27 protein-coding genes are annotated in these 21,741 nt (G+C 72.3%); 6 read left to right on the top strand and 21 right to left on the bottom strand.

Features of this window, described 5'->3' with window-relative positions; genetic code table 11:
- Positions 1–67: 67 nt before the first annotated feature.
- The 10 genes from ACFPIH_RS06010 to hisI all read right to left on the bottom strand — a co-directional run bounded on the left by ACFPIH_RS06010 (position 68) and on the right by hisI (position 7,900).
- Complete coding sequence (locus tag ACFPIH_RS06010; protein WP_381175267.1) at positions 68–844, bottom strand: thioredoxin domain-containing protein; 777 nt, start codon at positions 842–844, stop codon at positions 68–70.
- Between the two features lie 105 nt (positions 845–949).
- Positions 950–1,768: a tryptophan synthase subunit alpha gene (trpA, locus tag ACFPIH_RS06005; RefSeq protein ID WP_381175269.1), complete on the bottom strand. Its 819-nt coding sequence runs from the start codon at positions 1,766–1,768 to the stop codon at positions 950–952.
- Positions 1,765–3,048, bottom strand: coding sequence for a tryptophan synthase subunit beta (gene trpB, locus ACFPIH_RS06000; protein ID WP_381175271.1), 1,284 nt, complete (start codon positions 3,046–3,048; stop codon positions 1,765–1,767). Before trpB ends, trpA begins: the two co-directional genes overlap by 4 nt.
- A gap of 68 nt (positions 3,049–3,116) precedes the next feature.
- A complete protein-coding gene (trpM, locus tag ACFPIH_RS05995) occupies positions 3,117–3,338 on the bottom strand; it encodes a tryptophan biosynthesis modulator TrpM (protein WP_385876387.1) in 222 nt (73 codons plus the stop codon).
- A 40-nt stretch (positions 3,339–3,378) separates the two neighbouring features.
- Positions 3,379–4,188, bottom strand: a complete 810-nt coding sequence (gene trpC, locus ACFPIH_RS05990; protein ID WP_381175275.1) for an indole-3-glycerol phosphate synthase TrpC — start codon at positions 4,186–4,188, stop codon at positions 3,379–3,381.
- 123 nt (positions 4,189–4,311) lie between these two features.
- The gene (locus tag ACFPIH_RS05985) at positions 4,312–4,746 is read right to left on the bottom strand and encodes a DUF2752 domain-containing protein (RefSeq protein WP_381175278.1); all 435 of its coding nucleotides are present in this window, start codon (positions 4,744–4,746) and stop codon (positions 4,312–4,314) included.
- Positions 4,747–4,827: 81 nt separating this feature from the next.
- The gene (locus ACFPIH_RS05980) at positions 4,828–5,088 is read right to left on the bottom strand and encodes an HGxxPAAW family protein (RefSeq protein WP_381175280.1); all 261 of its coding nucleotides are present in this window, start codon (positions 5,086–5,088) and stop codon (positions 4,828–4,830) included.
- A gap of 190 nt (positions 5,089–5,278) precedes the next feature.
- The gene (locus ACFPIH_RS05975) at positions 5,279–5,929 is read right to left on the bottom strand and encodes a TIGR02234 family membrane protein (RefSeq protein ID WP_381175282.1); all 651 of its coding nucleotides are present in this window, start codon (positions 5,927–5,929) and stop codon (positions 5,279–5,281) included.
- A gap of 70 nt (positions 5,930–5,999) precedes the next feature.
- Complete coding sequence (locus ACFPIH_RS05970) at positions 6,000–7,487, bottom strand: anthranilate synthase component I (RefSeq protein ID WP_381175284.1); 1,488 nt, start codon at positions 7,485–7,487, stop codon at positions 6,000–6,002.
- An 11-nt stretch (positions 7,488–7,498) separates the two neighbouring features.
- Positions 7,499–7,900, bottom strand: coding sequence for a phosphoribosyl-AMP cyclohydrolase (gene hisI, locus ACFPIH_RS05965; RefSeq protein WP_381175286.1), 402 nt, complete (start codon positions 7,898–7,900; stop codon positions 7,499–7,501).
- An 82-nt stretch (positions 7,901–7,982) separates the two neighbouring features.
- Here hisI and ACFPIH_RS05960 point away from each other — a divergent pair, with 82 nt between their 5' ends.
- Entirely contained in the window at positions 7,983–8,618 is a 636-nt protein-coding gene (locus ACFPIH_RS05960) for a TIGR03085 family metal-binding protein (protein ID WP_381175288.1), read from the top strand.
- Between the two features lie 11 nt (positions 8,619–8,629).
- Entirely contained in the window at positions 8,630–9,028 is a 399-nt protein-coding gene (locus ACFPIH_RS05955; protein ID WP_381175290.1) for a VOC family protein, read from the top strand.
- Here the strand turns inward: ACFPIH_RS05955 and ACFPIH_RS05950 are convergent.
- The 10 genes from ACFPIH_RS05950 to hisD form a co-directional block, all read right to left on the bottom strand.
- A complete protein-coding gene (locus tag ACFPIH_RS05950; protein WP_381175292.1) occupies positions 9,025–10,284 on the bottom strand; it encodes an MFS transporter in 1,260 nt (419 codons plus the stop codon). The genes ACFPIH_RS05955 and ACFPIH_RS05950 overlap by 4 nt on opposite strands.
- A gap of 20 nt (positions 10,285–10,304) precedes the next feature.
- Positions 10,305–10,895: an ArsR/SmtB family transcription factor gene (locus ACFPIH_RS05945; protein WP_381175294.1), complete on the bottom strand. Its 591-nt coding sequence runs from the start codon at positions 10,893–10,895 to the stop codon at positions 10,305–10,307.
- A gap of 117 nt (positions 10,896–11,012) precedes the next feature.
- Entirely contained in the window at positions 11,013–11,768 is a 756-nt protein-coding gene (gene hisF / locus ACFPIH_RS05940) for an imidazole glycerol phosphate synthase subunit HisF (RefSeq protein WP_381175296.1), read from the bottom strand.
- Positions 11,765–12,163, bottom strand: a complete 399-nt coding sequence (locus ACFPIH_RS05935) for a RidA family protein (protein WP_381175298.1) — start codon at positions 12,161–12,163, stop codon at positions 11,765–11,767. Before ACFPIH_RS05935 ends, hisF begins: the two co-directional genes overlap by 4 nt.
- On the bottom strand, positions 12,160–12,885 hold the full coding sequence (gene priA, locus ACFPIH_RS05930; protein ID WP_381175300.1) for a bifunctional 1-(5-phosphoribosyl)-5-((5-phosphoribosylamino)methylideneamino)imidazole-4-carboxamide isomerase/phosphoribosylanthranilate isomerase PriA: 726 nt from the start codon (positions 12,883–12,885) through the stop codon (positions 12,160–12,162). The genes ACFPIH_RS05935 and priA overlap by 4 nt, the downstream gene beginning before the upstream one ends.
- A 3-nt stretch (positions 12,886–12,888) precedes the next feature.
- On the bottom strand, positions 12,889–13,539 hold the full coding sequence (gene hisH / locus ACFPIH_RS05925; protein WP_381175302.1) for an imidazole glycerol phosphate synthase subunit HisH: 651 nt from the start codon (positions 13,537–13,539) through the stop codon (positions 12,889–12,891).
- On the bottom strand, positions 13,530–13,694 hold the full coding sequence (locus ACFPIH_RS05920) for a hypothetical protein (protein ID WP_381175304.1): 165 nt from the start codon (positions 13,692–13,694) through the stop codon (positions 13,530–13,532). Before ACFPIH_RS05920 ends, hisH begins: the two co-directional genes overlap by 10 nt.
- The gene (hisB, locus tag ACFPIH_RS05915) at positions 13,691–14,284 is read right to left on the bottom strand and encodes an imidazoleglycerol-phosphate dehydratase HisB (protein ID WP_381175306.1); all 594 of its coding nucleotides are present in this window, start codon (positions 14,282–14,284) and stop codon (positions 13,691–13,693) included. Before hisB ends, ACFPIH_RS05920 begins: the two co-directional genes overlap by 4 nt.
- Entirely contained in the window at positions 14,281–15,390 is a 1,110-nt protein-coding gene (locus ACFPIH_RS05910) for a histidinol-phosphate transaminase (RefSeq protein ID WP_381175308.1), read from the bottom strand. Before ACFPIH_RS05910 ends, hisB begins: the two co-directional genes overlap by 4 nt.
- Entirely contained in the window at positions 15,387–16,712 is a 1,326-nt protein-coding gene (hisD, locus tag ACFPIH_RS05905; RefSeq protein ID WP_381175310.1) for a histidinol dehydrogenase, read from the bottom strand. Before hisD ends, ACFPIH_RS05910 begins: the two co-directional genes overlap by 4 nt.
- 160 nt (positions 16,713–16,872) lie before the next feature.
- Here hisD and ACFPIH_RS05900 point away from each other — a divergent pair, with 160 nt between their 5' ends.
- The 4 genes from ACFPIH_RS05900 (at position 16,873) to ybaK (ending at position 20,956) form a co-directional block, all read left to right on the top strand.
- Complete coding sequence (locus ACFPIH_RS05900; RefSeq protein WP_381175565.1) at positions 16,873–18,450, top strand: oxidoreductase; 1,578 nt, start codon at positions 16,873–16,875, stop codon at positions 18,448–18,450.
- A gap of 179 nt (positions 18,451–18,629) precedes the next feature.
- Complete coding sequence (locus ACFPIH_RS05895; RefSeq protein WP_381175567.1) at positions 18,630–19,682, top strand: hypothetical protein; 1,053 nt, start codon at positions 18,630–18,632, stop codon at positions 19,680–19,682.
- 11 nt (positions 19,683–19,693) lie between these two features.
- Positions 19,694–20,434, top strand: a complete 741-nt coding sequence (locus ACFPIH_RS05890) for an LON peptidase substrate-binding domain-containing protein (protein WP_381175312.1) — start codon at positions 19,694–19,696, stop codon at positions 20,432–20,434.
- Positions 20,435–20,452: 18 nt separating this feature from the next.
- The gene (gene ybaK, locus ACFPIH_RS05885) at positions 20,453–20,956 is read left to right on the top strand and encodes a Cys-tRNA(Pro) deacylase (RefSeq protein ID WP_381175314.1); all 504 of its coding nucleotides are present in this window, start codon (positions 20,453–20,455) and stop codon (positions 20,954–20,956) included.
- 107 nt (positions 20,957–21,063) lie between these two features.
- Here ybaK and ACFPIH_RS05880 read toward each other — a convergent pair whose 3' ends face one another.
- Positions 21,064–21,726 (bottom strand): AAA family ATPase, encoded by a 663-nt coding sequence (locus ACFPIH_RS05880; RefSeq protein ID WP_381175316.1) that lies wholly within the window; start codon positions 21,724–21,726, stop codon positions 21,064–21,066.
- Positions 21,727–21,741: the final 15 nt, after the last annotated feature.

Genomic DNA, 21,741 nt, shown 5'->3' with positions numbered 1-21,741 from the left:
ACCCTGCCGCACCGGGCCGACGGCGGGCAGCCCGGCTACGGCTCCATAACGGGCCGGTGAGAAGCACTCACCCCTGGTCTGCCTCCTCCACCATCTGCTTGAACTTCGCGGGTGTCATCGTCTGGTCCTGGTAGATGTTCTTCCCGTTGAACAGCACGGTCGGGGTGCCACCGAAGCCGCCGCTCTGGAAGGCCTGGTTGGACTTCACGACCCAGCTGTTGTGCGTGCCGTCCTCGACACACTTGCGAAACGCGGGCGTGTCCAGGCCGTCGACCTTGCCCGCCAGTGCGATGAGTTCGGCGTTCTTGCTGTAGGCGTCGTCCGTTTCCTCCGGCTGGTTCTCGTACAGCACGTCGTGGTACGCGGCGAACTTTCCGGCGTCCTGGGCGCAGGCCGCAGCGTTCGCCGCGTTGCGGGAGCCGCTGCCGCCCATGTTGCCGTCGATCAGGGTGGCCAGGTGGTACTCGACCTTGAGCTTCCCGGCGGCCTCCAGCTCGTGGATCGTCGACCGGTATGTCGACTCGAAGGCCTTGCAGGCCGGGCAGCGGAAGTCCTCCCACACCGTGAGCGTGGACTTGGCGCTCTCCTTGCCGACCGGGATCGCCAACGCGTCCTTGCCGTTCGCACCCGAGGGCGCCACGACCGGACCGGCGTTGTCGGTGCTGTCCTCCTTGCCGGAGTTGGCGGCGACGACACCGATCACCGCGGCCAGGCCCAGCACGCACACGACGCTCGCGCCGACGATCAGTGTGCGCCGGCGCCGCTCGGCGGCCTTCTGCTTCTCGCGCTCCGCGGCCAGCCGCTCCCGGGCGGTGCGCTTTCCGTCACGATTCTTCTCGCTCACACCCCCAGAACGAACCGGGGAGACGCATTGCGTCTCCCCGGTCCCAGGTCCACCCGTTCGAGTGACCTGTGTGAAATGTCCCGCTCTGTTACGCCTGCCAACCGGTCACACCTGTCGGCGTACGCCCTTGGCCAGCTCTCCCGCGAGTTCCCGGACCGCCTCGACCCCGGCCGCGGCGTCCGGCGCGTCCAGCATCCGCTTGACGAAGGCCGAGCCGACGATCACCCCGTCGGCGAAGCCGGCCACCTCGGCGGCCTGCGCCGCGTCGGAGACACCGAGGCCGACGCAGACAGGCAGTCCCGTGCCGGTGGCCCGGGTGCGTTCGACCAGGTCCTGGGCCTGCGCGCCCACCGACGCACGGGTGCCGGTGACCCCCATCAGCGAGGCGGCGTAGACGAATCCGCTGCCCGCCGCGGTGATCCGCGCGAGCCGCTCGTCCTTGCTGCTGGGCGCCACCACGAAGACCGTCGCGAGGCCGTGCTTCTCGGCGTGCTCCCTCCACAGCCCCGCCTCCTGCACGGGCAGGTCGGGCAGGATGCAGCCCGCGCCGCCCGCCTCGGCGAGCTCGGCGGTGAACCGTTCGACGCCGTAGCGGTCGATGGGGTTCCAGTACGTCATCACGAGCACCGGCTTCCCGGTGGCCGCGTACGTCTCGCGGACCGTGCGCATGACGTCCGCGATCCGCACCCCGCCGCGCAGGGCGATGTCGTCGGCGGTCTGGATGACCGGGCCGTCGAGGACGGGGTCGCTGTGCGGCAGACCCACCTCGACGACGTCCGCGCCGCCGTCGAGGACGGCCTTGATCGCCTCGATGCCGCCGTCCACGGTCGGGAAACCGGCCGGGAGGTAGGCGATCAGAGCGGCGCGGTCTTCCGCCTTCGCCGCGGCGAGGGTGTCGGACAGCAGCTGAATGTTCCCGCTCACTTGGCGTCCCCCTCGATCTCGGCGGTGTCGGCCGCGTTCGCCGCGACCTCGGCGTCGGTGTCGTACAGCCCGAAGTAGCGGGCGGCGGTGTCCATGTCCTTGTCGCCGCGACCGGAGAGGTTGACGACGATCAGCCCGTCCTTGCCCAGCTCCCGGCCGACCTCCAGCGCGCCGGCGAGGGCGTGCGCGGACTCGATGGCCGGGATGATGCCCTCGGTGCGCGACAGCAGGCGCAGCGCCTGCATGGCCGCGTCGTCGGTGACCGCGCGGTACTCGCCACGGCCGCTGTCCTTGAGGTACGAGTGCTCGGGGCCGATGCCCGGGTAGTCCAGGCCCGCCGAGATGGAGTACGGCTCGGTGATCTGGCCCTCGTCGTCCTGGAGGACGTAGGAGCGCGACCCGTGCAGGATGCCGGGCTCTCCGGCGGTCAGCGTCGCCGCGTGCTCGCCGGTCTCCACGCCGTGGCCTGCCGGTTCGCAGCCGATGAGGCGTACGCCGGTGTCCGGGATGAACGCGTGGAACAGGCCGATGGCGTTGGAGCCGCCGCCGACGCAGGCGACGGCCGCGTCGGGCAGACGCCCGGCGTGCTCCAGGAGCTGGCGGCGGGCCTCCACGCCGATGACCCGGTGGAAGTCGCGGACCATCGCCGGGAAGGGGTGCGGTCCCGCGACCGTGCCGAAGAGGTAGTGGGTGTGGTCGACGTTGGCGACCCAGTCGCGGAACGCCTCGTTGATGGCGTCCTTCAGGGTGCGGCTGCCGGACTTCACCGAGACGACCTCGGCGCCGAGCATGCGCATCCGGGCCACGTTCAGGGCCTGGCGCCGGGTGTCGATCTCGCCCATGTAGATCGTGCACTCGAGACCGAACAGGGCGCAGGCCGTCGCCGTGGCGACGCCGTGCTGGCCCGCGCCGGTCTCGGCGATGACCCGGGTCTTGCCCATGCGCTTGGTGAGCAGGGCCTGGCCGAGCACGTTGTTGATCTTGTGGGAGCCGGTGTGGTTGAGGTCCTCGCGCTTGAGGAACACGCGGGCGCCACCCGCTTCCGCGGCGAAACGGGGTACCTCGGTGAGTGCCGACGGCCGGCCGGTGTAGTTGACCAGCAGGTCGTCCAACTCGCGGGCGAACTCCGGGTCGTGCTTGGCCTTGTCGTACTCGACGGCCACCTCGTCGACGGCGGCGACCAGGGCCTCCGGGATGAACTTGCCGCCGAAGGCGCCGAAGTAGCCTTCGGGGGTGGGGACCTGACCCTCCGGGTCGGGGATGAAGAACTCGCTGGGCATGCGTCTACCTCACGGTGAGTTTTGTGGAAAAAACCGATCGCCGTGGGGGCGGAGCTTGTTGGGCGACCTCAGGCCGTGTGTGGCTGGTCGCGCCCGCGCGGCGGCAGCCGCACATCAGACAGGGCCCCGCGCCCCTGAGGGGCGCGCTGCCATCGACGTCCGTTGACCTGCCCGGGCTCGTCACCGATGACGTACCGCACTCGTCGGCCGTGCACGCGTCGCGCAGGAGCACGACAGCCCCGGGGCCGGCAGCCGCGCGCGAGGCGGGCGTACGGGTCCCTGGTCGGCATCGTGATCGAGACGGTCATCGTGGACAAGCTTAGCCGGAGATCATCCCCGGCCGTGTCGCAGTGCGGGGTGCTCCCCGGCAGCCACCAGGTCCGCGACCGCCGTCTTGGGGTCGCGGCCCGTCACCAGGGACTCGCCGACCAGGACCGCGTCGGCGCCGGCGTTGGCGTAGGCGATCAGGTCGTGCGGGCCGCGGACGCCGGACTCGGCGATCTTGACGATGTGGTCGGGGATCTCCGGGGCGACCCGCTCGAAGGTGGAGCGGTCGACCTCCAGGGTCTTCAGGTTGCGCGCGTTGACGCCGATGACCTTGGCGCCCGCGTCCACCGCCCGCTCGACCTCGTCCTCGTCGTGCACCTCGACGAGCGGGGTCAGGCCGATGGAGACGGCGCGTTCGATCAGCGACTCCAGGGCGGGCTGCTCCAGCGCGGCCACGATCAGCAGCGCGAGGTCGGCGCCGTACGCGCGGGCCTCCCACAGCTGGTACGACGTGACGATGAAGTCCTTGCGCAGGACCGGGATGTCCACCCGCGCGCGGACCGCCTCGAGGTCGGCCAGCGAGCCGCCGAAGCGGCGCTCTTCGGTGAGGACGGAGATGACGGCGGCGCCGCCCGCCTCGTAGTCCGCGGCCAGGCCCGCCGGGTCGGCGATCGCGGCCAGCGCGCCCTTGGACGGGCTGGAGCGCTTGACCTCGCAGATCACCTTGACGCCGTCACCCTTGAGCGCGGCGACCCCGTCCTTGGCGGCGGGCGCCTTGGCCGCGCGTTCCTTGAGCTCGTCGAGGCTGACGCGCGTCTGCCGCTCCGCGAGGTCGGCACGGACTCCGTCGATGATCTCGTCGAGCACACTCACGCGAGCGGCCCCCTTTCCGGCAACCGGTGGAAAACGAATGGTCACTGCGATGGTATCCGGAGGAGGGCGGAGGGCTCACATCCGGCCGATCGTGGTCCCACTACCTGGACATTCACCTGTTGATCAAGGGCGTAGCCAGCCACCGAGGGGCAGGTTCCGGACAACCGTGAAGACCAGCACCAACGCGCCCAGCGTCCACAGGCGGGCCGGGGCGAGGTCGATCCGCAGAGGCCGGCCGCGGGCCGCACGGACCACCCAGACGGTCCAAACGACGGCGAAGGCCAGGTAGCCGGCCACCGCCATCGCGTTGGCGTGCAGTGCGGTCACGAGGTCCCCGTGCACGAAGGCGTGCGCGCTGCGCAGGCCGCCGCAGCCGGGGCAGTACAGGCCCGTGACGCGCAGAAGGGGGCAGACGGGGTAGTGGCCGGGCTCGTTGGGGTCGACGGCCCCGACGTAGGCGAAGGCCCCGGCGACGGCGGCGAGGATCCCGGCGGGCACGGCCAGCCGTCCCACGGCCGTCGACGTCACACTCTGGCGGTCGGCGTTCACGCCTCGCATTGTGCCCCGCTCGGGCCGCACACGCGCGTGAGGGGCGGCCGGTGTGGACACCGGCCGCCCCTCACGCGTGGTCGTACGGGCTCAGCCCTCGGCGCTCGCGGGCTCGCGGGTCGCCGTCGTCGCGGCGACCTTGTGCACCGGGTGCGCGTTCTTCGGCATGCCCAGGCCCGCCGCGCTCATGGCGGCGCCGACGACCCCGCCGAGGGCCGCGATCACCATGCCGGCCCAGAAGCCGATCGGCTCGGCCATCACCATGAACGCGCCGGCGACGCAGAAACCGATGATGACGATGGTGACACCGGTCCAGGCGGCCGGGGTGTGTCCGTGGCTGCTGCCCGCCATGACTTGCTCCTCGTTTGCTGTCGCTGAGTGCGATCGCTGTCGCTGAGTGCGTTTGCTGTCTCTGTGTGCGTCCGGTCCGGGCGCCCGCCGTCCATTGTCCCGTACGCGCGCGTGCGGCGGACGCGGGGGTCGGTTCCGATCGCGTCTGATTCACCACATCGGGAACCACTCGCGGACGACGGCGCCAGGTTCACGCAGGGTCGGCGCCCGTCGGGTCCTCGCCGCGGTCCAGGGCCTTCCAGATCTCCTCGGGCCGTTCGGGGTCGGCGGGCCTGGCCGGGCGCCGGGGGCGGGGGGTGCCGTCACGCTCGTAGCGGCCGGACATCGCGGGCCACTGCCGGCCGTAGCGCAGGGCCAGCAGGCCGGCCAGGAGGATCAGGGCACCGCCGACGACGGCGACGTAGGGCCAGGCGGTGTGGGTGAAGGAGGCGACGGTGGCCGAGGTGTCGCCGGAGGCCTTCGCGGCCTGCTCGTCGAGCGCGGAGTCGTCGGAGGCGCCGGTCAGGGCCGCCACGACGATCCCGGCGCCGGAGAGCGCGAGGAGGGCGGAGACGGCGAAGCGGCCGGCCCGGCGGACGGCGAAGACGGCGACGAGCGCGGCGAGGCCCACTATGGCGAGCGCCGCGGGCACGCCCGTGACGTCGCTGCCCTTGGCGGTGAGCGGGAAGGCGCCGCCGGCGACCGTCGCCGTGCCCTCGGACCAGCGCTGCCGGGTGGCCAGCAGGGCCACGGCCGCGCCCAGCGCGCCGAACACCAGGGCGACAGCGAGGCTCAGCCGGCCGGCCCTGGCGGAGGCGGCGGATACGGAACGGAGGTGAGGTACAGCAGTCACGGAGTCCACTATCGCCTGAACCCCGGGCGAACCGTCACCCGGGGCACACGTGATACGCGCCCCACTGCCCGCGGGGCGGTTACCCGGCGAGCCGGTTGGCGGTGTGGACCGCGCGCAGTACCGCCGCCGCCTTGTTGCGGCACTCCTGGTCCTCGGCGGCCGGGTCGGAGTCGGCGACGATGCCCGCGCCGGCCTGGACGTAGGCGGTGCCGTCGCGCAGCAGGGCGGTGCGGATGGCGATGGCGGTGTCGGAGTCGCCCGCGAAGTCCAGATAGCCCACGCAGCCGCCGTAGAGGCCGCGCCGGGACGGTTCCAGTTCGTCGATGATCTGCATGGCGCGGGGCTTGGGGGCGCCGGAGAGGGTGCCGGCGGGGAAGCAGGCGGTGAGGACGTCGAAGGCGGTGCGGCCGGCCGCGACCCTGCCGGTGACCGTGGAGACGATGTGCATGACGTGCGAGTACCGCTCGACGGACATGAAGTCGACGACCTCGACCGAGCCGGGCTCGCAGACCCGCCCCAGGTCGTTGCGGCCCAGGTCGACGAGCATGAGGTGCTCGGCGCGCTCCTTGGGGTCGGCGAGCAGTTCCTCGGCGAGTGCCTGGTCCTCCTGCGGGGTGGCCCCGCGGTGCCGGGTGCCGGCGATGGGGTGGACCATGGCCCGCCCGTCCTCGACCTTGACGAGGGCCTCCGGGGACGACCCCACGACGTCGAAGCCGTCGAAGCGGAACAGGTACATGTACGGCGAGGGGTTGGTGGCCCGCAGGACCCGGTAGACGTCCAGCGCGCTCGCCGTGCAGGGCGTCTCGAAGCGCTGGGAGGGGACGACCTGGAAGGCCTCGCCCGCGCGGATGCGCTCCTTGATGTCCTCGACGGCCCTCTGGAAGTCCGGGCCGCCCCAGAGCGCGGTGTACTCGGGGAGCTCGGACGGGGGCAGGACGGCCGGGGGCTGGGCGACCGGCCGGGAGAGGTCGGTCTCCATGGCGTCGAGCCGGGCCACCGCGTCCGCGTAGGCCTCGTCGACGCCCGTGTCGAGGTCGTTGTGGTTGATCGCGTTGGCGATCAGCAGGACGGAGCCCTCCCAGTGGTCCATGACGGCGAGGTCGCTGGTGAGCAGCATGGTGAGCTCGGGCAGCCGCAGGTCGTCGCGCTCGCCGGGGCCGATCTTCTCCAGGCGGCGGACGATGTCGTAGCCGAGGTAGCCGACCATGCCGCCGGTGAAGGGCGGCAGGCCCTCCTGGTGGGGGGTGTGCAGGGTTTCGATGGTGGCCCGCAGGGCGGCGAGCGGGTCGCCGTCGACGGGGACGCCGACGGGCGGGGAGCCGAGCCAGTGGGCCTGTCCGTCGCGCGCGGTGAGGGTGGCGGCGGAGCGGACGCCCACGAAGGAGTACCGAGACCATTGAAACGCTGTGCGGCCGTTCTCGGCGGACTCCAGCAGGAAGGTGCCGGGGCGCTCGGCGGCGAGCTTGCGGTAGAGCGCGACCGGGGTGTCGCCGTCGGCGAGGAGCTTGCGCGTGACCGGGATGACACGGCGGTCGACGGCCAGCTTGCGGAACGTCTCGAGGTCCATGGCGGCAGACCTTACTGATTCGAGGCGGCGACGCCGGAATCGGCGTCCGCGCGGTCTTCGAGGAGTACGTCGGCGTCGAAGCAGGTGCGGGCGCCGGTGTGGCAGGCGGCGCCGACCTGGTCGACCTTGACCAGCAGGGTGTCCGCGTCGCAGTCCAGGGCCACGGACTTCACCCACTGGAAGTGGCCGGAGGTGTCGCCCTTGACCCAGTACTCCCCGCGGCTGCGCGACCAGTAGGTGCAGCGGCCGGTGGTGAGGGTGCGGTGCAGTGCCTCGTCGTCCATCCAGCCGAGCATGAGCACCTCACCGGTGTCGTACTGCTGGGCGATGGCGGGGACGAGCCCGTCGGCGCTGCGCTTCAGGCGTGCGGCGATCCGGGGGTCCAGGCTGCTGGGCGGGGGCGTGCTGGTCATGGTGCCATTGTGCCGCGCGCCACTGACAGTGACGGTCCGCCGTCCACTGTGCGGACCCGGCGCGCGGTCGTAGGCTGACCGCATGTCGACTTTCGCCAAGCGTGAACGGCTTCTGCTCGCAGACCTCTTGGAAACCGCCGGTCCGGAGGCCCCGACCTTGTGCGAGGGCTGGCTGGCACGGGACCTGGCCGCGCATGTGGTGGTGCGCGAGCGCCGCCCGGACGCCGCCGGGGGCATCCTGATCAAGCAACTGGCCCCCCGCCTGGAGAAGGTGATGGCGGAGTTCGCCGCGAAGCCGTACGAGGAGCTGATCCAGCTGATCCGTACCGGCCCGCCGCGGTTCTCGCCGTTCCAGCTGAAACAGATCGACGAGGCGTCCAACACGATCGAGTTCTACGTCCACACGGAGGACGTCCGCCGCGCCCAGCCCGAGTGGGCGACCCGTGAGCTCGACCCGGTCTTCCAGGACGCCCTGTGGTCCCGTCTGGAGCGCACCGCGCGGCTCATGGGCCGCGGCTCCCCGACCGGTCTGGTGCTGCGCCGCGCGGACGGCCGTACGGCGGTCGCCCAGCGCGGCACGCCGGTGGTGACGGTCACCGGGGAGCCGTCCGAGCTGCTGCTGTTCCTGTACGGCCGGCAGAGCGCCGCCAAGGTGGACCTGGACGGCGACGCGGACGCGATCGAGAAACTGCACGCCGGCAAGCAGCTGGGCATCTGAGAGGCGCCACCGTGATCAAAGTAGCCATGACGAGTGTGTACGTCGACGACGTCGCGAAGGCCCACGCGTTCTACACGGACGTGCTGGGCTTCGAGACACGCCTGAGCATGGACCTGGGCGGCGGCACGCTGTTCGTCACGGTCGGCGCGGCCGAGGGCGCCCAGCAGGACCTCCAGCTGCTCCTGGAGCCCGGCCAGGGCCCCATCGCGGAGCCGTACCGCGCGGCTCTCAAGGAGGCGGGCCTGCCGTGCATCGTCTTCTCCGTCGACGACATCGAGGCGGAGTACGAGCGGCTGCGCGCCCTCGGCGTCGAGTTCACGCAGGCCCCGCTGGAGCAGGGCCCGGTGATCACGGCCGTACTCGACGACACGTCCGGCAATCTGGTCCAGCTCGCCCAGCCGAAGGGTTAACGGGGCAGTTCGGCGCGGCGCAGGGGGCCCGCGGCCAGGGCGACGGCTCCGCTGAGGGCGCACAGTGCCGCGCCCGCCGTGAAGACCGGCCCGGTGCCCCACACCCCGGCCGCCCAGCCGACCAGCGGGAAGGTGAGCGGTGCGACGCCGAAGCCGATCAGGGTGGAGACGGAGGTGACGCGGCCGACGTAGGCGCTGCCCGCGCGGGTCTGGAGGAGTGCTCCGGTGAGGGCGCCGGCCAGCCCGGCCAGCAGACCGACGAGCAGCGCCACCGTGCACGCCCCGGCGACGGACGGCACGCGCGCGAGGGCGCCGATCGCCCCGGCACTGGCCAGGCTCGTCACCGCCATCACCCGTCCGGCACAGGGCACCCGGCCGCGCCAGGCGAGCAGCAGCGAGGCGGCCCCCGCACCGACGCCGAACCCGGCGACGACCAGCCCCATGCCGGCGGAGCCCCAGCCGCGCTCGGCGGCGAGCAGGGTCAGACCGATGTTCATCGGGCCGACGAACCCGAGGTCGGCGAAGAGGCTGAAGAGCACCAGGGGGCGCAGGACGGGGTCGCGCAGGACGTGGCGCAGTCCGTCGCGGAGCTCGCTCAGGGCGCCGCCGCGGGCCTTGGTGTCGTCCGGGGGCGACTGGCCCGCCCGCACGGTCGCCAGCAGGGGCAGGGACACACCGATCAGCAGGGTGGCGAGTCCGAAGGCGCCCGCGGTGCCGCCCAGGGCGACGCCCAGACCGCCCAGCGGAGCGCCCAGGACGTTGGCGAGCCGGACGGCCAGTCCGCGCATCCCCTGCACCCGGGCGAGTTGTCCCCGGCCGGTGATCCTGGTGGGCAGCGCGCCCGCGGCGGGCATGAAGACGGCGTCGACGATCCCGAAGAGGACGGCCACGGCGCCCAGCGTCCACAGGCCGGGCCCTGTCGCGAGCAGCAGCACGGCGGCGGTGAGGACCAGCAGGCAGCGCACCGCCGTGCTGCTCAGGACCACGCGGCGCGGTCCGTACCGGTCGGCGACCACTCCTCCGCCGAGCATCAGCAGGGCGCGGGGCACGGCGCCGACGGCGGTCACGAGCCCGGCCTGGGCGGGCGTGCCGGCCTGGACGGCGGCCCAGGACAGGGCCAGGTAGTAGACGTTGTCACCGATCGCGGACGAGGTGTAACCGCCGAGCCAGCGCAGGACGTTGGGGTCGCGGTGAGCGGGGCGTTCGACGGCCGCCGGGGCGGGCGCGGACACCGTCGGCTGCTGTAACGGCTGCATCGAACGGATGCCTCTCTCGGTCAGATCCGGAAGGGGAACGCGTACGTGTGCACCGCGACGTTCTCGCGGCCCTCGGTGTCACCGGCGGCGTCGGCTGCCCGGCCGTGCTCGTCGTACCTGCGCAGGAGGGCGAGCATCTCCTTGTCGAGCTCCGCGAGTTCGTCCGCCGTGAGGCGCATGGACGACTCGGACGACTCGGCGGCGGCGTTCCACGCCGTGCCCCAGTGGGCGCGCTCGTCGAGGAAACGCCGGTACATGTCGGCGCGCTGTTCGAAGAAGAGCCTGCTGGCGGCGGTGAGCGCGGCGGCCTTCTCGGGGGCGTCGCGGAAGTCCTCGTCGCGGATGCTGACGCCGTCGGAGGCGGGCTGCCACCACCGCTCCCTGCCGTCCGCGCTCTGCGGCTCGGCCTCCTCGATCAGTCCGTGCTCGGCCAGCTTGCGCAGGTGGTAGCTGACCAGCGAGACGGCCTCGTCGACCTGCTCGGCGAGCTGGGAGGCGGTGGCGACCCGCGCGATGGTCAGGGCGCGGGCCAGCCGCATCCGCAGCGGATGGGCGAGCGCCTTGAGGGTGCCCAGGTCGGTGATGCGGCGGTCCCGCTCCTTGCCTGTCATGCACTCACCGTAGATAGGAAAGAAAACTTGCGCAATATATTTTGCGCAATTTTCCTTTCGCATCTGGGTACGGGTAAGCCCCGGCCACCTGGTGACCGGGGCTTACCGGGGCTTGCTTCACCGCACCGGGTGCCCAGCCTCCCGCAGTGCCTGCTTCACCTCTCCGATCCGCAGGTCGCCGAAGTGGAACACCGACGCGGCCAGCACCGCGTCCGCGCCCGCCGCGACGGCCGGCGGGAAGTCCGCGAGCCTGCCCGCGCCGCCCGAGGCGATCACCGGGACCGTGACGTGCTTGCGAACGGCGGCGATCATCTCCAGGTCGTAGCCGTCCTTGGTGCCGTCCGCGTCCATCGAGTTCAGCAGGATCTCGCCGGCGCCCAGTTCGGCGGCCCGGTGCGCCCATTCGACGGCGTCGATGCCGGTGCCCTTGCGACCGCCGTGGGTGGTCACCTCGAAGGAGCCGCTCGCACTCCTGCGCGCGTCCACGGACAGCACCAGCACCTGACGGCCGAAGCGCTCGGCGATCTCACGGATCAGGTCCGGACGGGCGATGGCGGCGGTGTTGACGCCCACCTTGTCGGCGCCCGCCCGCAGCAGCTTGTCGACGTCCTCGGGGGTACGCACGCCGCCGCCGACGGTGAGCGGGATGAACACCTGCTCGGCGGTGCGGCGCACCACGTCGTACGTCGTCTCGCGGTCGCCCGACGAGGCGGTGATGTCCAGGAAGGTCAGCTCGTCGGCACCCTCGGCGTCGTACACCTTGGCCATCTCGACGGGGTCGCCCGCGTCGCGCAGGTTCTGGAAGTTGACGCCCTTGACGACCCGGCCGTTGTCCACGTCCAGGCAAGGGATGACTCGTACGGCAAGGGTCATGCCGGCGGCGCTCCTCGGTAGGCCTCCACCTCGACCTCGACGACCAGACCGGAGTCCACGAGGCCGGAGACGATGATCATGGATGCGGCGGGCCGGACGGAGTCGAACAGCTCCTTGTGGGCGCGTCCGACGTCGTCCACGTCCCGGGCATGGGTGAGGTACATGCGCGTACGCACGACGTCGTCCCGGCCGAGGCCCAGCTGCCCCAGCGCGGCGAAGGCGACGTTGAAGGAGTTGACCGTCTGCTCGTACGGGCCGCTGCCGACGATCTGGCCGTCCACGACGGACGTGCAGCCGGACACCAGCACCAGGCCGTTGGGCAGTTCCACCGCGCGGGAGTAGCCGAAGGCGTCCTCCCAGGGTGTGCCCGTCGAGACCCGCCGTAGGTCGCTCACCGGGCCACCGCCTCCAAAGCCTCTTCCAGGGTGAATTCCTTCGCGTACAGCGCCTTGCCGACGATGGCGCCCTCGACGCCGAGGGGCACCAGCTCGGCGATGGCCCGCAGGTCGTCCAGGGACGACACGCCACCGGACGCCACGACGGGGCGATCGGTCGCCGCGCACACATGGCGAAGCAGCTCCAGGTTCGGGCCCTGGAGCGTGCCGTCCTTGGCGATGTCGGTGACCACGTACCGCGCGCAGCCCTCGCCGTCGAGCCGCGCCAGCGTCTCGTAGAGGTCGCCGCCGTCCCGGGTCCAGCCGCGCCCGCGCAGGGTCGTGCCCTTGACGTCGAGGCCGACCGCGATCCTGTCGCCGTGCTCGGCGATGACCTTGGCGACCCACTCGGGGGTCTCCAGGGCGGCCGTGCCGAGGTTCACCCGGGTGCAGCCGGTGGCCAGGGCGGCGGCGAGCGTGGCGTCGTCGCGGATGCCGCCGGACAGCTCCACCTTGATGTCCATCGCCCCCGCGACCTCGGCGATCAGCTTGCGGTTGTCACCGGTGCCGAACGCGGCGTCCAGGTCGACCAGGTGCAGCCACTCGGCGCCGGACCGCTGCCAGGCGAGCGCGGCCTCCAGGGGCGAGCCGTACGACGTCTCGGTCCCGGACTCGCCGTGCACGAGGCGGACGGCCTGGCCGCCGCGGACGTCGACGGCGGGGAGCAGTTCGAGCTTGGCCATGGTCTACAGGGTTCCGATCCAGTTGGTGAGCAGCTGCGCTCCGGCGTCGCCGGACTTCTCGGGGTGGAACTGCGTGCCCCACAGGGCGCCGTTCTCCACGGCGGCCACGAAGGGCTTGCCGTGCGTCGACCAGGTCACCCTGGGGGCGCTCAGCGCCGGGTTGTGCACCTCGAGGGACCAGTCCTGGACGGCGTAGGAGTGCACGAAGTAGAAGCGGGCGTCCGGGGCGAGGCCGGCGAACAGCCGGGAGTCGGCCGGGGCGTCCACGGTGTTCCAGCCCATGTGGGGTACGACCGCGGCCTGGAGCGGCTCGACCGCGCCGGGCCACTCGTCGAGGCCCTCGGTCTCCACGCCGTGTTCGATGCCGCGCGCGAACAGGATCTGCATGCCGACGCAGATGCCCATGACCGGACGGCCGCCGGAGAGCCGGCGCCCGATGATCCAGTCCCCGCGCGCCTCCTTCAGCCCCCGCATACAGGCGGCGAACGCGCCGACGCCCGGCACCAGCAGCCCGTCGGCGTTCATGGCGGTGTCGAAGTCACGCGTGATCTCGACGTCGGCCCCGGCGCGCGCGAGGGCGCGCTCGGCGGAGCGGACGTTGCCGAAGCCGTAGTCGAAGACCACGACCTTCTTGCGGCCCTCGCTCAACTCCACACCTCCAGCCTCATGACGCCGGCGACGAGACACATCCCGGCGCCTATCGACAGCAGCACGATCAGGCTCCTGGGCATGTCCTGCTTGGCGAAGGAGTAGATGCCGCCGACCAGGAAGAGGCCGACGACGATCAGGATCGTGGACAGCCCGTTCACAGCGCGCCCTTCGTGGAGGGGAGGATTCCGACCGCGCGCGGGTCGCGCTCGGAGGCGTAGCGCAGGGCCCGGGCGAGCGCCTTGAACTGGCACTCCACGATGTGGTGCGCGTTGCGCCCGTAGGGCACGTGCACGTGCAGCGCGATCTGGGCCTGGGCGACGAAGGACTCCAGGATGTGCCGGGTCATCGTCGTGTCGTACTCGCCGATCATCGGCGCCATGTTCTCGGGCTCGGTGTGCACGAGGTACGGGCGGCCGCTCAGGTCCACCGTCACCTGGGCCAGCGACTCGTCCAGCGGGACCGTGCAGTTGCCGAACCGGTAGATCCCCACCTTGTCGCCGAGGGCCTGCTTGAAGGCGGCGCCGAGCGCTAGGGCGGTGTCCTCGATGGTGTGGTGGGAGTCGATGTGCAGATCGCCGTCGGTCTTCACGGTCAGGTCGAACAGACCGTGCCGGCCGAGCTGGTCGAGCATGTGGTCGTAGAAGCCGACGCCGGTCGACACCTCGACCTTGCCGGTGCCGTCGAGGTTGATCTCGACGAGGACCGAGGTCTCCTTCGTCGTCCGTTCCACACGTCCTACGCGGCTCATACGTCCTTCTCCTTCTTGACTTCACGTACCGCGTCCAGGAACGCGTCGTTCTCCTCAGGAGTTCCGGCGGTGACCCGCAGCCACCCCGGAACTCCGTTGTCCCGGACGAGTACCCCCCGGTCGAGGATCCGCTGCCAGACCTCGTGGGCGTCGGCGAACCGGCCGAACTGGACGAAGTTGGCGTCGGAGGGGGTGACCTCGTAGCCGATCGCGAGCAGCTCGTCCACCAGCCGGTCCCGCTCCGCCTTCAGCTGCTCCACGTACTTCAGCAGCGTGTCGGTGTGCTCCAGGGCGGCCAGCGCGGTCGCCTGGGTGACGGCCGACAGGTGGTAGGGCAGCCGCACCAGCTGTACGGCGTCCACGACCGCCGGGTGCGCGGCGAGGTAGCCGAGGCGCAGACCGGCCGCGCCGAACGCCTTCGACATCGTCCGGGAGACGACGAGATTCGGCCGTCCTTCGAGCAGCGGCAGCAGCGACTCGCCGTGGCTGAACTCGATGTACGCCTCGTCGACGACCACCATCGACGGTTTGGCCGCCTGGGCGGCCTCGTAGAGCGCGAGGACGGTCCCGGCCGGGACGGCGGTGCCGGTGGGGTTGTTGGGGGTGGTGACGAAGACGACGTCGGGCCGGTGCTCGGCCACAGCCCTCTCGGCCGCCGCGAGGTCGATGGTGAAGTCGTCGTTGCGCGGCCCGGAGATCCAGCCGGTGCCCGTGCCGCGCGCGATGAGCCCGTGCATCGAGTACGACGGCTCGAAGCCGATCGCCGTACGGCCGGGCCCGCCGAAGGTCTGCAGCAGCTGCTGGATGACCTCGTTGGAGCCGTTGGCAGCCCACACATTGGCGAGGCCGACCGCGTACCCGGAGGTGTCCGTCAGGTACTTCGCGAGCTGGGTGCGCAGTTCGACGGCGTCCCGGTCCGGGTACCGGTTGAGGTCGCGGGCCGCCTCGCGCACCCGCTCCGCGATCCGCTCGACCAGCGGCTCGGGCAGCGGGTAGGGGTTCTCGTTGGTGTTCAGCCGTACGGGGACGTCCAGTTGGGGCGCGCCGTAGGGGGACTTGCCGCGCAGTTCGTCCCGTACGGGGAGGTCGTCGATTCCGAAGTTCACTTGCTCGCCGGTACTTTCCACTCGAACCGCGCCTTGACCGCCGCGCCGTGTGCGGGCAGGTCCTCCGCCTCCGCCAGCGTGACCACATGGTGCGCGACCTCGGCCAGCGCGTCCTTCGTGTAGTCGACGATGTGGATGCCGCGCAGGAAGGACTGCACGGACAGTCCGGAGGAGTGACAGGCGCAGCCGCCCGTCGGGAGCACGTGGTTGGAGCCGGCCGCGTAGTCGCCGAGCGAGACGGGCGCCCAGGGCCCGACGAAGATCGCGCCCGCGTTCCTGACCCGGTCGGCGACCGCCGCGGCGTCCGCCGTCTGGATCTCCAGGTGCTCCGCGCCGTACGCGTCGACGACCCTGAGCCCCTCCTCGACGCCGTCGACGAGGACGATCGCGGACTGCCGCCCGCTCAGGGCCGGGACGATCCGGTCCTCGATGTGCCGGGTGGCCGCGACCTGCGGCTCCAGCTCCTTCTCGACCGCGTCCGCGAGCTCGACGGAGTCGGTGACCAGCACCGCCGCCGCCAGCGGGTCGTGCTCGGCCTGGCTGATCAGGTCGGCGGCGACGTGCACCGGGTCGGCGGTGTCGTCGGCGAGGACCGCGATCTCGGTCGGGCCGGCCTCGGTGTCGATGCCGATCCGGCCGGTGAAGTAGCGCTTGGCGGCGGCGACCCAGATGTTGCCGGGGCCGGTGACCATGTTGGCGGGCGGGCAGGACTCGGTGCCGTAGGCGAACATCGCGACGGCCTGGGCGCCTCCGACGGCGTAGACCTCGTCGACGCCGAGCAGCGCGCAGGCGGCGAGGATCGTCGGGTGCGGGAGGCCACCGAAATCGGACTGCGGCGGGGACGCGAGCGCGACGGACCCGACGCCGGCCTCCTGGGCCGGTACGACGTTCATGACCACGGACGACGGGTACACCGACCGGCCGCCGGGCGCGTAGAGCCCGACCCGCTCGACCGGCACCCACTTCTCGGTCACCGAGCCGCCCGGCACGACCTGGGTCGTGTGCGTCGTACGGCGCTGCTCGCGGTGGACGAGGCGGGCGCGGCGGATGGACTCCTCCAGGGCCGCGCGCACGGCCGGGTCGAGCGCCTCCAGCGCGTCGGTGATCGCCCGCGCGGGGACCCGTACGGATTCCAGCCGCACCCCGTCGAACTTCTCCGCGAAGTCGATCAGCGCCGCGTCGCCCCGATGATGCACGGCCTCGCAGATCGGACGCACCTTGTCCAGGGCGGCCGAGACGTCGAAGTCGGCTCGGGGCAGCAGGTCGCGCAGGGCGGGTCCCTCGGGAAGGGCGTCGCCGCGCAGATCGATTCGGGAGATCACGCGGTCAATTCTCTCAGACCGGGAATCCGGGCCGTCCGCGCGTATCAATGGCTGATACGGAACGTGGCCGGAACCCTGAAGATCGCCTGTGCGTCTTGCTTCCAGGTGGCCGTGGAGGGGCATGAGCCGCTGGGTGCGAGTCGACCAAGGGGGTGAACGAGTGCGCGAGGGGGCCGGGAGCGACCCGGGTGAACTGCCGGACGACCTGACCGCCGCCGAGGCCGGCATGTGGCAGGCCTTCCGCAACGGCAGCGCGTACGACCTGAGCAGCGGGGACACGGTCGTGGACGACCCGCACGGCGGGCAGCCCTGGGGCGAGTCGCGGACCGTGCGGGCCCGGATCGTCGCCTGGCTGCTGCTGGACGGACCGCCCGCGCTCCCGGGCCGGGTGGCCTCCCTGAAGCTGGCCGGCGTGCAGATCAGCGGCAGCCTGGACCTGGCGGGCGGGACGGTGGTGCCGTACGTGGAGCTGCGGCGCTGCCGGTTCGAGCGGGACGTGCTGCTGCCGGAGGCGCACTTCACGACCGTCCGGCTGGTGGACTGCTCGGTGCCGCGCCTGGAGGCGGCCCGGGTGCACACCGAGGGCGATCTCCACCTCCCCCGCTGCCGCTTCCACCACGGCGTCCGGCTCACCGACGCGCACATCGGTACGGATCTGCTGCTCAACCAGGCGATCGTCCACCCCGACCGCACCGGCCGCTCCATCGCCGCCGACGGTATGACGGTCGGCCAGGACCTCCAGGCCGAGCTGCTGGAGTCGCACGGCGAGCTGAGCCTGCGCAGCGCCAAGGTCGGCGTGTCGCTGAGCCTGCGCGGGGCACGGCTGGCCAACCCGTACGACCGGCTCGCGCTGAACGCGCCCCAGCTGACCGTGGGGCGCTCGCTGTACCTGACCCCGGCCGGGGTGGGCGGTCAGGCGCTGAGCGGGGCGACACCCGCGCGGGGGACGCGTGTCCAGCGCTTCGAGTGCCGGGGCGGGCTGCGCCTGGACGACGGGCGGTTCGGGGACGCGGTCGACCTGGAGCGGGCCCGGTTCACGTTCACCGACGACCAGGAGCTGTCGCTGGTCCGGGTGCAGACGCCCGAGCTGCGCTTCCTCGGGGAGCGGCCGGCACGCGGCAAGGTGATCCTGTCCGGCGCCCGGGTGGTCAACCTGGTGGACCGGGCGACGGCCTGGCCGGGCCCCGGCAATCTCCACATGGGCGGCTTCGTGTACGAGAACCTGGTGCCGCAGGGCCCGTTCCCGCTGGCCGAGCGGCTGCGGTGGGTGGCCGCGGCGACCGCCGAGTACGGGCCGGAGCCGTACGAACGGCTGGCGGCCGTGCTGCGGGGCGGCGGGGAGGACGAGGACGCGCGCGAGGTGCTGCTCGCCAAGCAGCGCCGCCGTCGTGAGACCCTGCCGCCCGCCGCGAAGCTCTGGGGCTACGCGCAGGACCTGACGGTCGCCTACGGGTACCGGCCGGGCCGGGCGGCGGTGTGGATGGCGGTGCTGTGGGCGGCGGGCTCGCTGGCCTTCGCGCACGCCCCGCACCCGCCCCTCAGCTCCGGCGGACACCCGCCCTGGAACCCGGCCCTGTTCGCCCTCGACCTGCTGCTTCCCGTGATCGACCTGGGCCAGGCCGGCCAGTGGCGGATGAGCGGCGGCTGGCAGTGGGGGGCGACCGCGATGATCATCCTCGGCTGGATCCTGGCGACGACGGTGGCGGCGGGCGCGACACGGCTGCTGCGCCGCGGCTGAGCCGACCAACCGGCCGGCCGACCGACTGGCCGATCGACTGGCCGACCGACTGGCCGCAGCCTCCGAACCTCGCAGACTTTCTGAACAGACCTCACCTTTTACCGTTCCTTGACCTGATGTCGTACAACTTTCTACAGGTTGCTTCCGCCCTCTGGCGCATCCCGACCTGCGGCTTTTCAATGGTCGGCACCATGGCTCTGCTGCCCCCGTTCATCCGTGCCTCCCGGTTCTCCCGGACAGCACGGACCGCCGCCCCCCACCCCGGCGCCGGGCTCCCCGCCGACGACGAGGTGCTCCTCGACGTGCCCGACGACCGCCTCGGACCCGCGCTGGTCGCGGCCGGGCGCGGCGCCTACGACCAGGCCGCCGGGCTGCTGTCCCGCACCCGTGAGCGCGCCGAGTGGGAGTACCGCGACCGGTATGTCATCCGGCTGGCCTCCTTCGCGCACGCACGCTCCGAGTGGTTCGAGGAGTGGCGTGCCGCCGCCCCGCGCGACCCGGACCTGCTGCTGGTCGCCGCTCAGCTCGCGGTGGACCGGGCCTGGCAGTCGCCGGCCCGCGCCGAGCTGCTGCGCGAGGTGAGCCCGCTGATCACGGCGGCCGCGCAGCGCGACCACGGCGACCCGGTGCCGTGGCGGATCGCCCTGGACCACGCGCGCGGCGCCCGGGCCGGCCACAAGTACTTCGGCGAGCTGTGGGAGGCGGCCGTCCGCCGCGCCCCGCACCACTACGGCTGCCATGTGGCCGCCCAGCGCTATCTCGCCGAGTCGTGGCACGGCTCCCACCGCGAGTGCTTCGACTTCGCCGACCGGGCGGCCCAGGACGCCCCGGCGAACTCCCTGATCCAGGCGCTGCCGGTCCGGGCGGCCTTCGCCTACCTGACCGACGGCTGCGGCCCCGAGGTCCCGCGTGAGCGCCTGGACGCGGCGGCCGACCGCGCGGTGGCCCTCTCCGCGCGCTTCCCCTCCCTGGACCCCTGGACGGCCGAGATCCGCAACCTGCTGACGTACGTCCTGGTCCGCCTCGACCGCCGCGACGACGCCCTGGCCCAGCTGCGTCTGATCGGCCCCTACGCCACGTCCTTCCCGTGGGGCAGGCTCTCCGAGGACCCCCTCAGCCACTTCCTCGCGGTCCGCGAGGAGGTACGCACGGCCCCTTCCGTCCCCTCCCCGCGCCCCCCGTTGCACCCCCGTAATGGTCACGGCGACCGGGCGCACCCCGACGACCACTAGGCTTCTGCGCCGTGACCACCGTCCGTCTGCCGCTCTTCCCCCTGAACTCGGTGCTGTTCCCGGGGCTGGTGCTTCCCCTGAACATTTTCGAGGAGCGCTATCGCGCGATGATGCGCGATCTCCTCAAGACCCCCGAGAACGAACCGCGCCGGTTCGCCGTCACCGCCATCCGCGACGGCCACGAGGTCGCGCCCAGCGCGCCGGGCCTGCCCGACCCGACGGCGCTGCCCCAGCGCGGCCCGGCGGCGGGCTTCGGCGAGGAGCCGCTGAAGGCCTTCCACGGCACCGGCTGCATCGCGGACGCGGCGACGATCCGTGAACGCGCCGACGGCACCTTCGAGGTCCTGGCCACGGGCACGACCCGGGTCCGCATCCACTCCGTGGACGCGACCGGCGCGTTCCTCATGGCCGACCTGGAGGAACTCCCGGAAGCCCCGGGCGACGAGGCGGGCGCCCTCGCCGAGGGCGTTCTACGGGCCTTCCGCCAGTACCAGAAGCGCCTGGCCGGTGCCCGGGAACGCTCCCTGGCCACCGGTGCCGACCTCCCCGACGACCCCTCGGTCGTCTCCTACCTGGTGGCGGCGGCGATGATGCTGGACACGCCCACCAAGCAGCGTCTCCTCCAGGCCCCCGACACGGCCTCCCGGCTCCGGGACGAGCTGAAGGTCCTGCGCGCGGAGTCGGCGATCATCCGTACGCTGCCCTCGCTGCCCGCGTCGGAGCTGACGCGGAACCCGACCAGTCTCAACTGACGCCCGGAGTACGCCCGTATGGCGAAGAAGTCCAAGAACCAGCACCAGCCCGGTGGCACCCCCGCGACGGTCGCCCTCACAGCGGCGGGCGTCGAGTTCACGGTCCACTCCTACGACCACGACCCGAGCCATCCCTCCTACGGCGAGGAGGCCGCCGAGGCGATGGGCGTGTCCCCCGACCGGGTCTTCAAGACCCTGGTCGCGGACGTCGACGGCACCCTCACGGTGGCGGTGGTCCCGGTGGCGGGCTCCCTGGACCTCAAGGCGCTGGCATCGGCGGTGGGCGGCAAACGCGCCGCCATGGCCGACCCCGCCCTCGCCGAACGCACCACCGGCTACGTCCGCGGCGGCATCTCCCCCCTCGGCCAGCGCAAGAAACTCCCCACGGTCCTGGACACCTCGGCCACCACCCACCCCACCATCTGCGTCTCGGCGGGCCGCAGGGGCCTGGAGGTGGAACTCTCCCCGACGGATCTGGCGGGGCTGACGGGAGCGGTGCTGGCGGCGATCGGGCGGGGGTGACTTCTCAGGCGTGCGTGGGCATCACCAGCCCGTCCGGCGTTTGAGGACGAGGCCCGTTCAGGGCCGGAGCGGGGGTCCGGGGGCGGCAGCCCCCGGCACGGTGCCCCTCAGCCGACCGAGCCAGGCGGGTGGGTGGGCAGAACCGGCTCCGGATCCCGAGGACCGAACAACGCCGTCAACCCCAGATGCACCAACAACGCCGACAACGACCACGCCAGCAACGCTCCCTTGGCCCCCAGCTTCAGCGGCGCCGAGAACGTCACCCCCTTGCCCGCGGCCCGAGCCTGCGCGATGACGTCCGACCCCGGTCCGAGCCACACCCCCACCCGCCAGGCCAGCACCGACCCGAGCAACCCGCCGACGCCCAGGGCCACCGCCAACGGCACGCCTCCACGCCGCCGCCACAGGAAGACCACCACCGCACTCACCACCCCGAAGGCCAGCGCGAGCAGCGTGAACGTTCCGTCCACCCCGATCGCCTGCTCCCCCTCGGAGTCCTTGAGGTAGACGACCCAGCCGCCGTTCACCACATCGCCCAGCAGCGGCACACTCGGCGCCAGCCACTCCCACAGCAGCCCGAGCGGCACCCCGGCCAGCGCGACGACGAGGGCGATCACGGCGGCTTCCCGCAGCTCGGTCCGCAGTCCGGGCCCGTCCTGCCCGTCCTTCCCGTACTGCCCCTCAGGCTGCATCTCGTACGGCGGCGGCCACCCGCCGTCGTGCGGGGACGGTTCGTGCGGCGGCGGAGGCGGAGTCAGCGGTGCGGTCACCCTGACATCGTGCCA

It is taken from the genome of Streptomyces vulcanius (assembly GCF_042653945.1).
Classification (GTDB): domain Bacteria; phylum Actinomycetota; class Actinomycetes; order Streptomycetales; family Streptomycetaceae; genus Streptomyces; species Streptomyces mangrovi.
The sequence above is the reverse complement of the archived record's forward strand: the minus strand, read 5'-3'. Positions and strand labels throughout refer to the sequence as shown.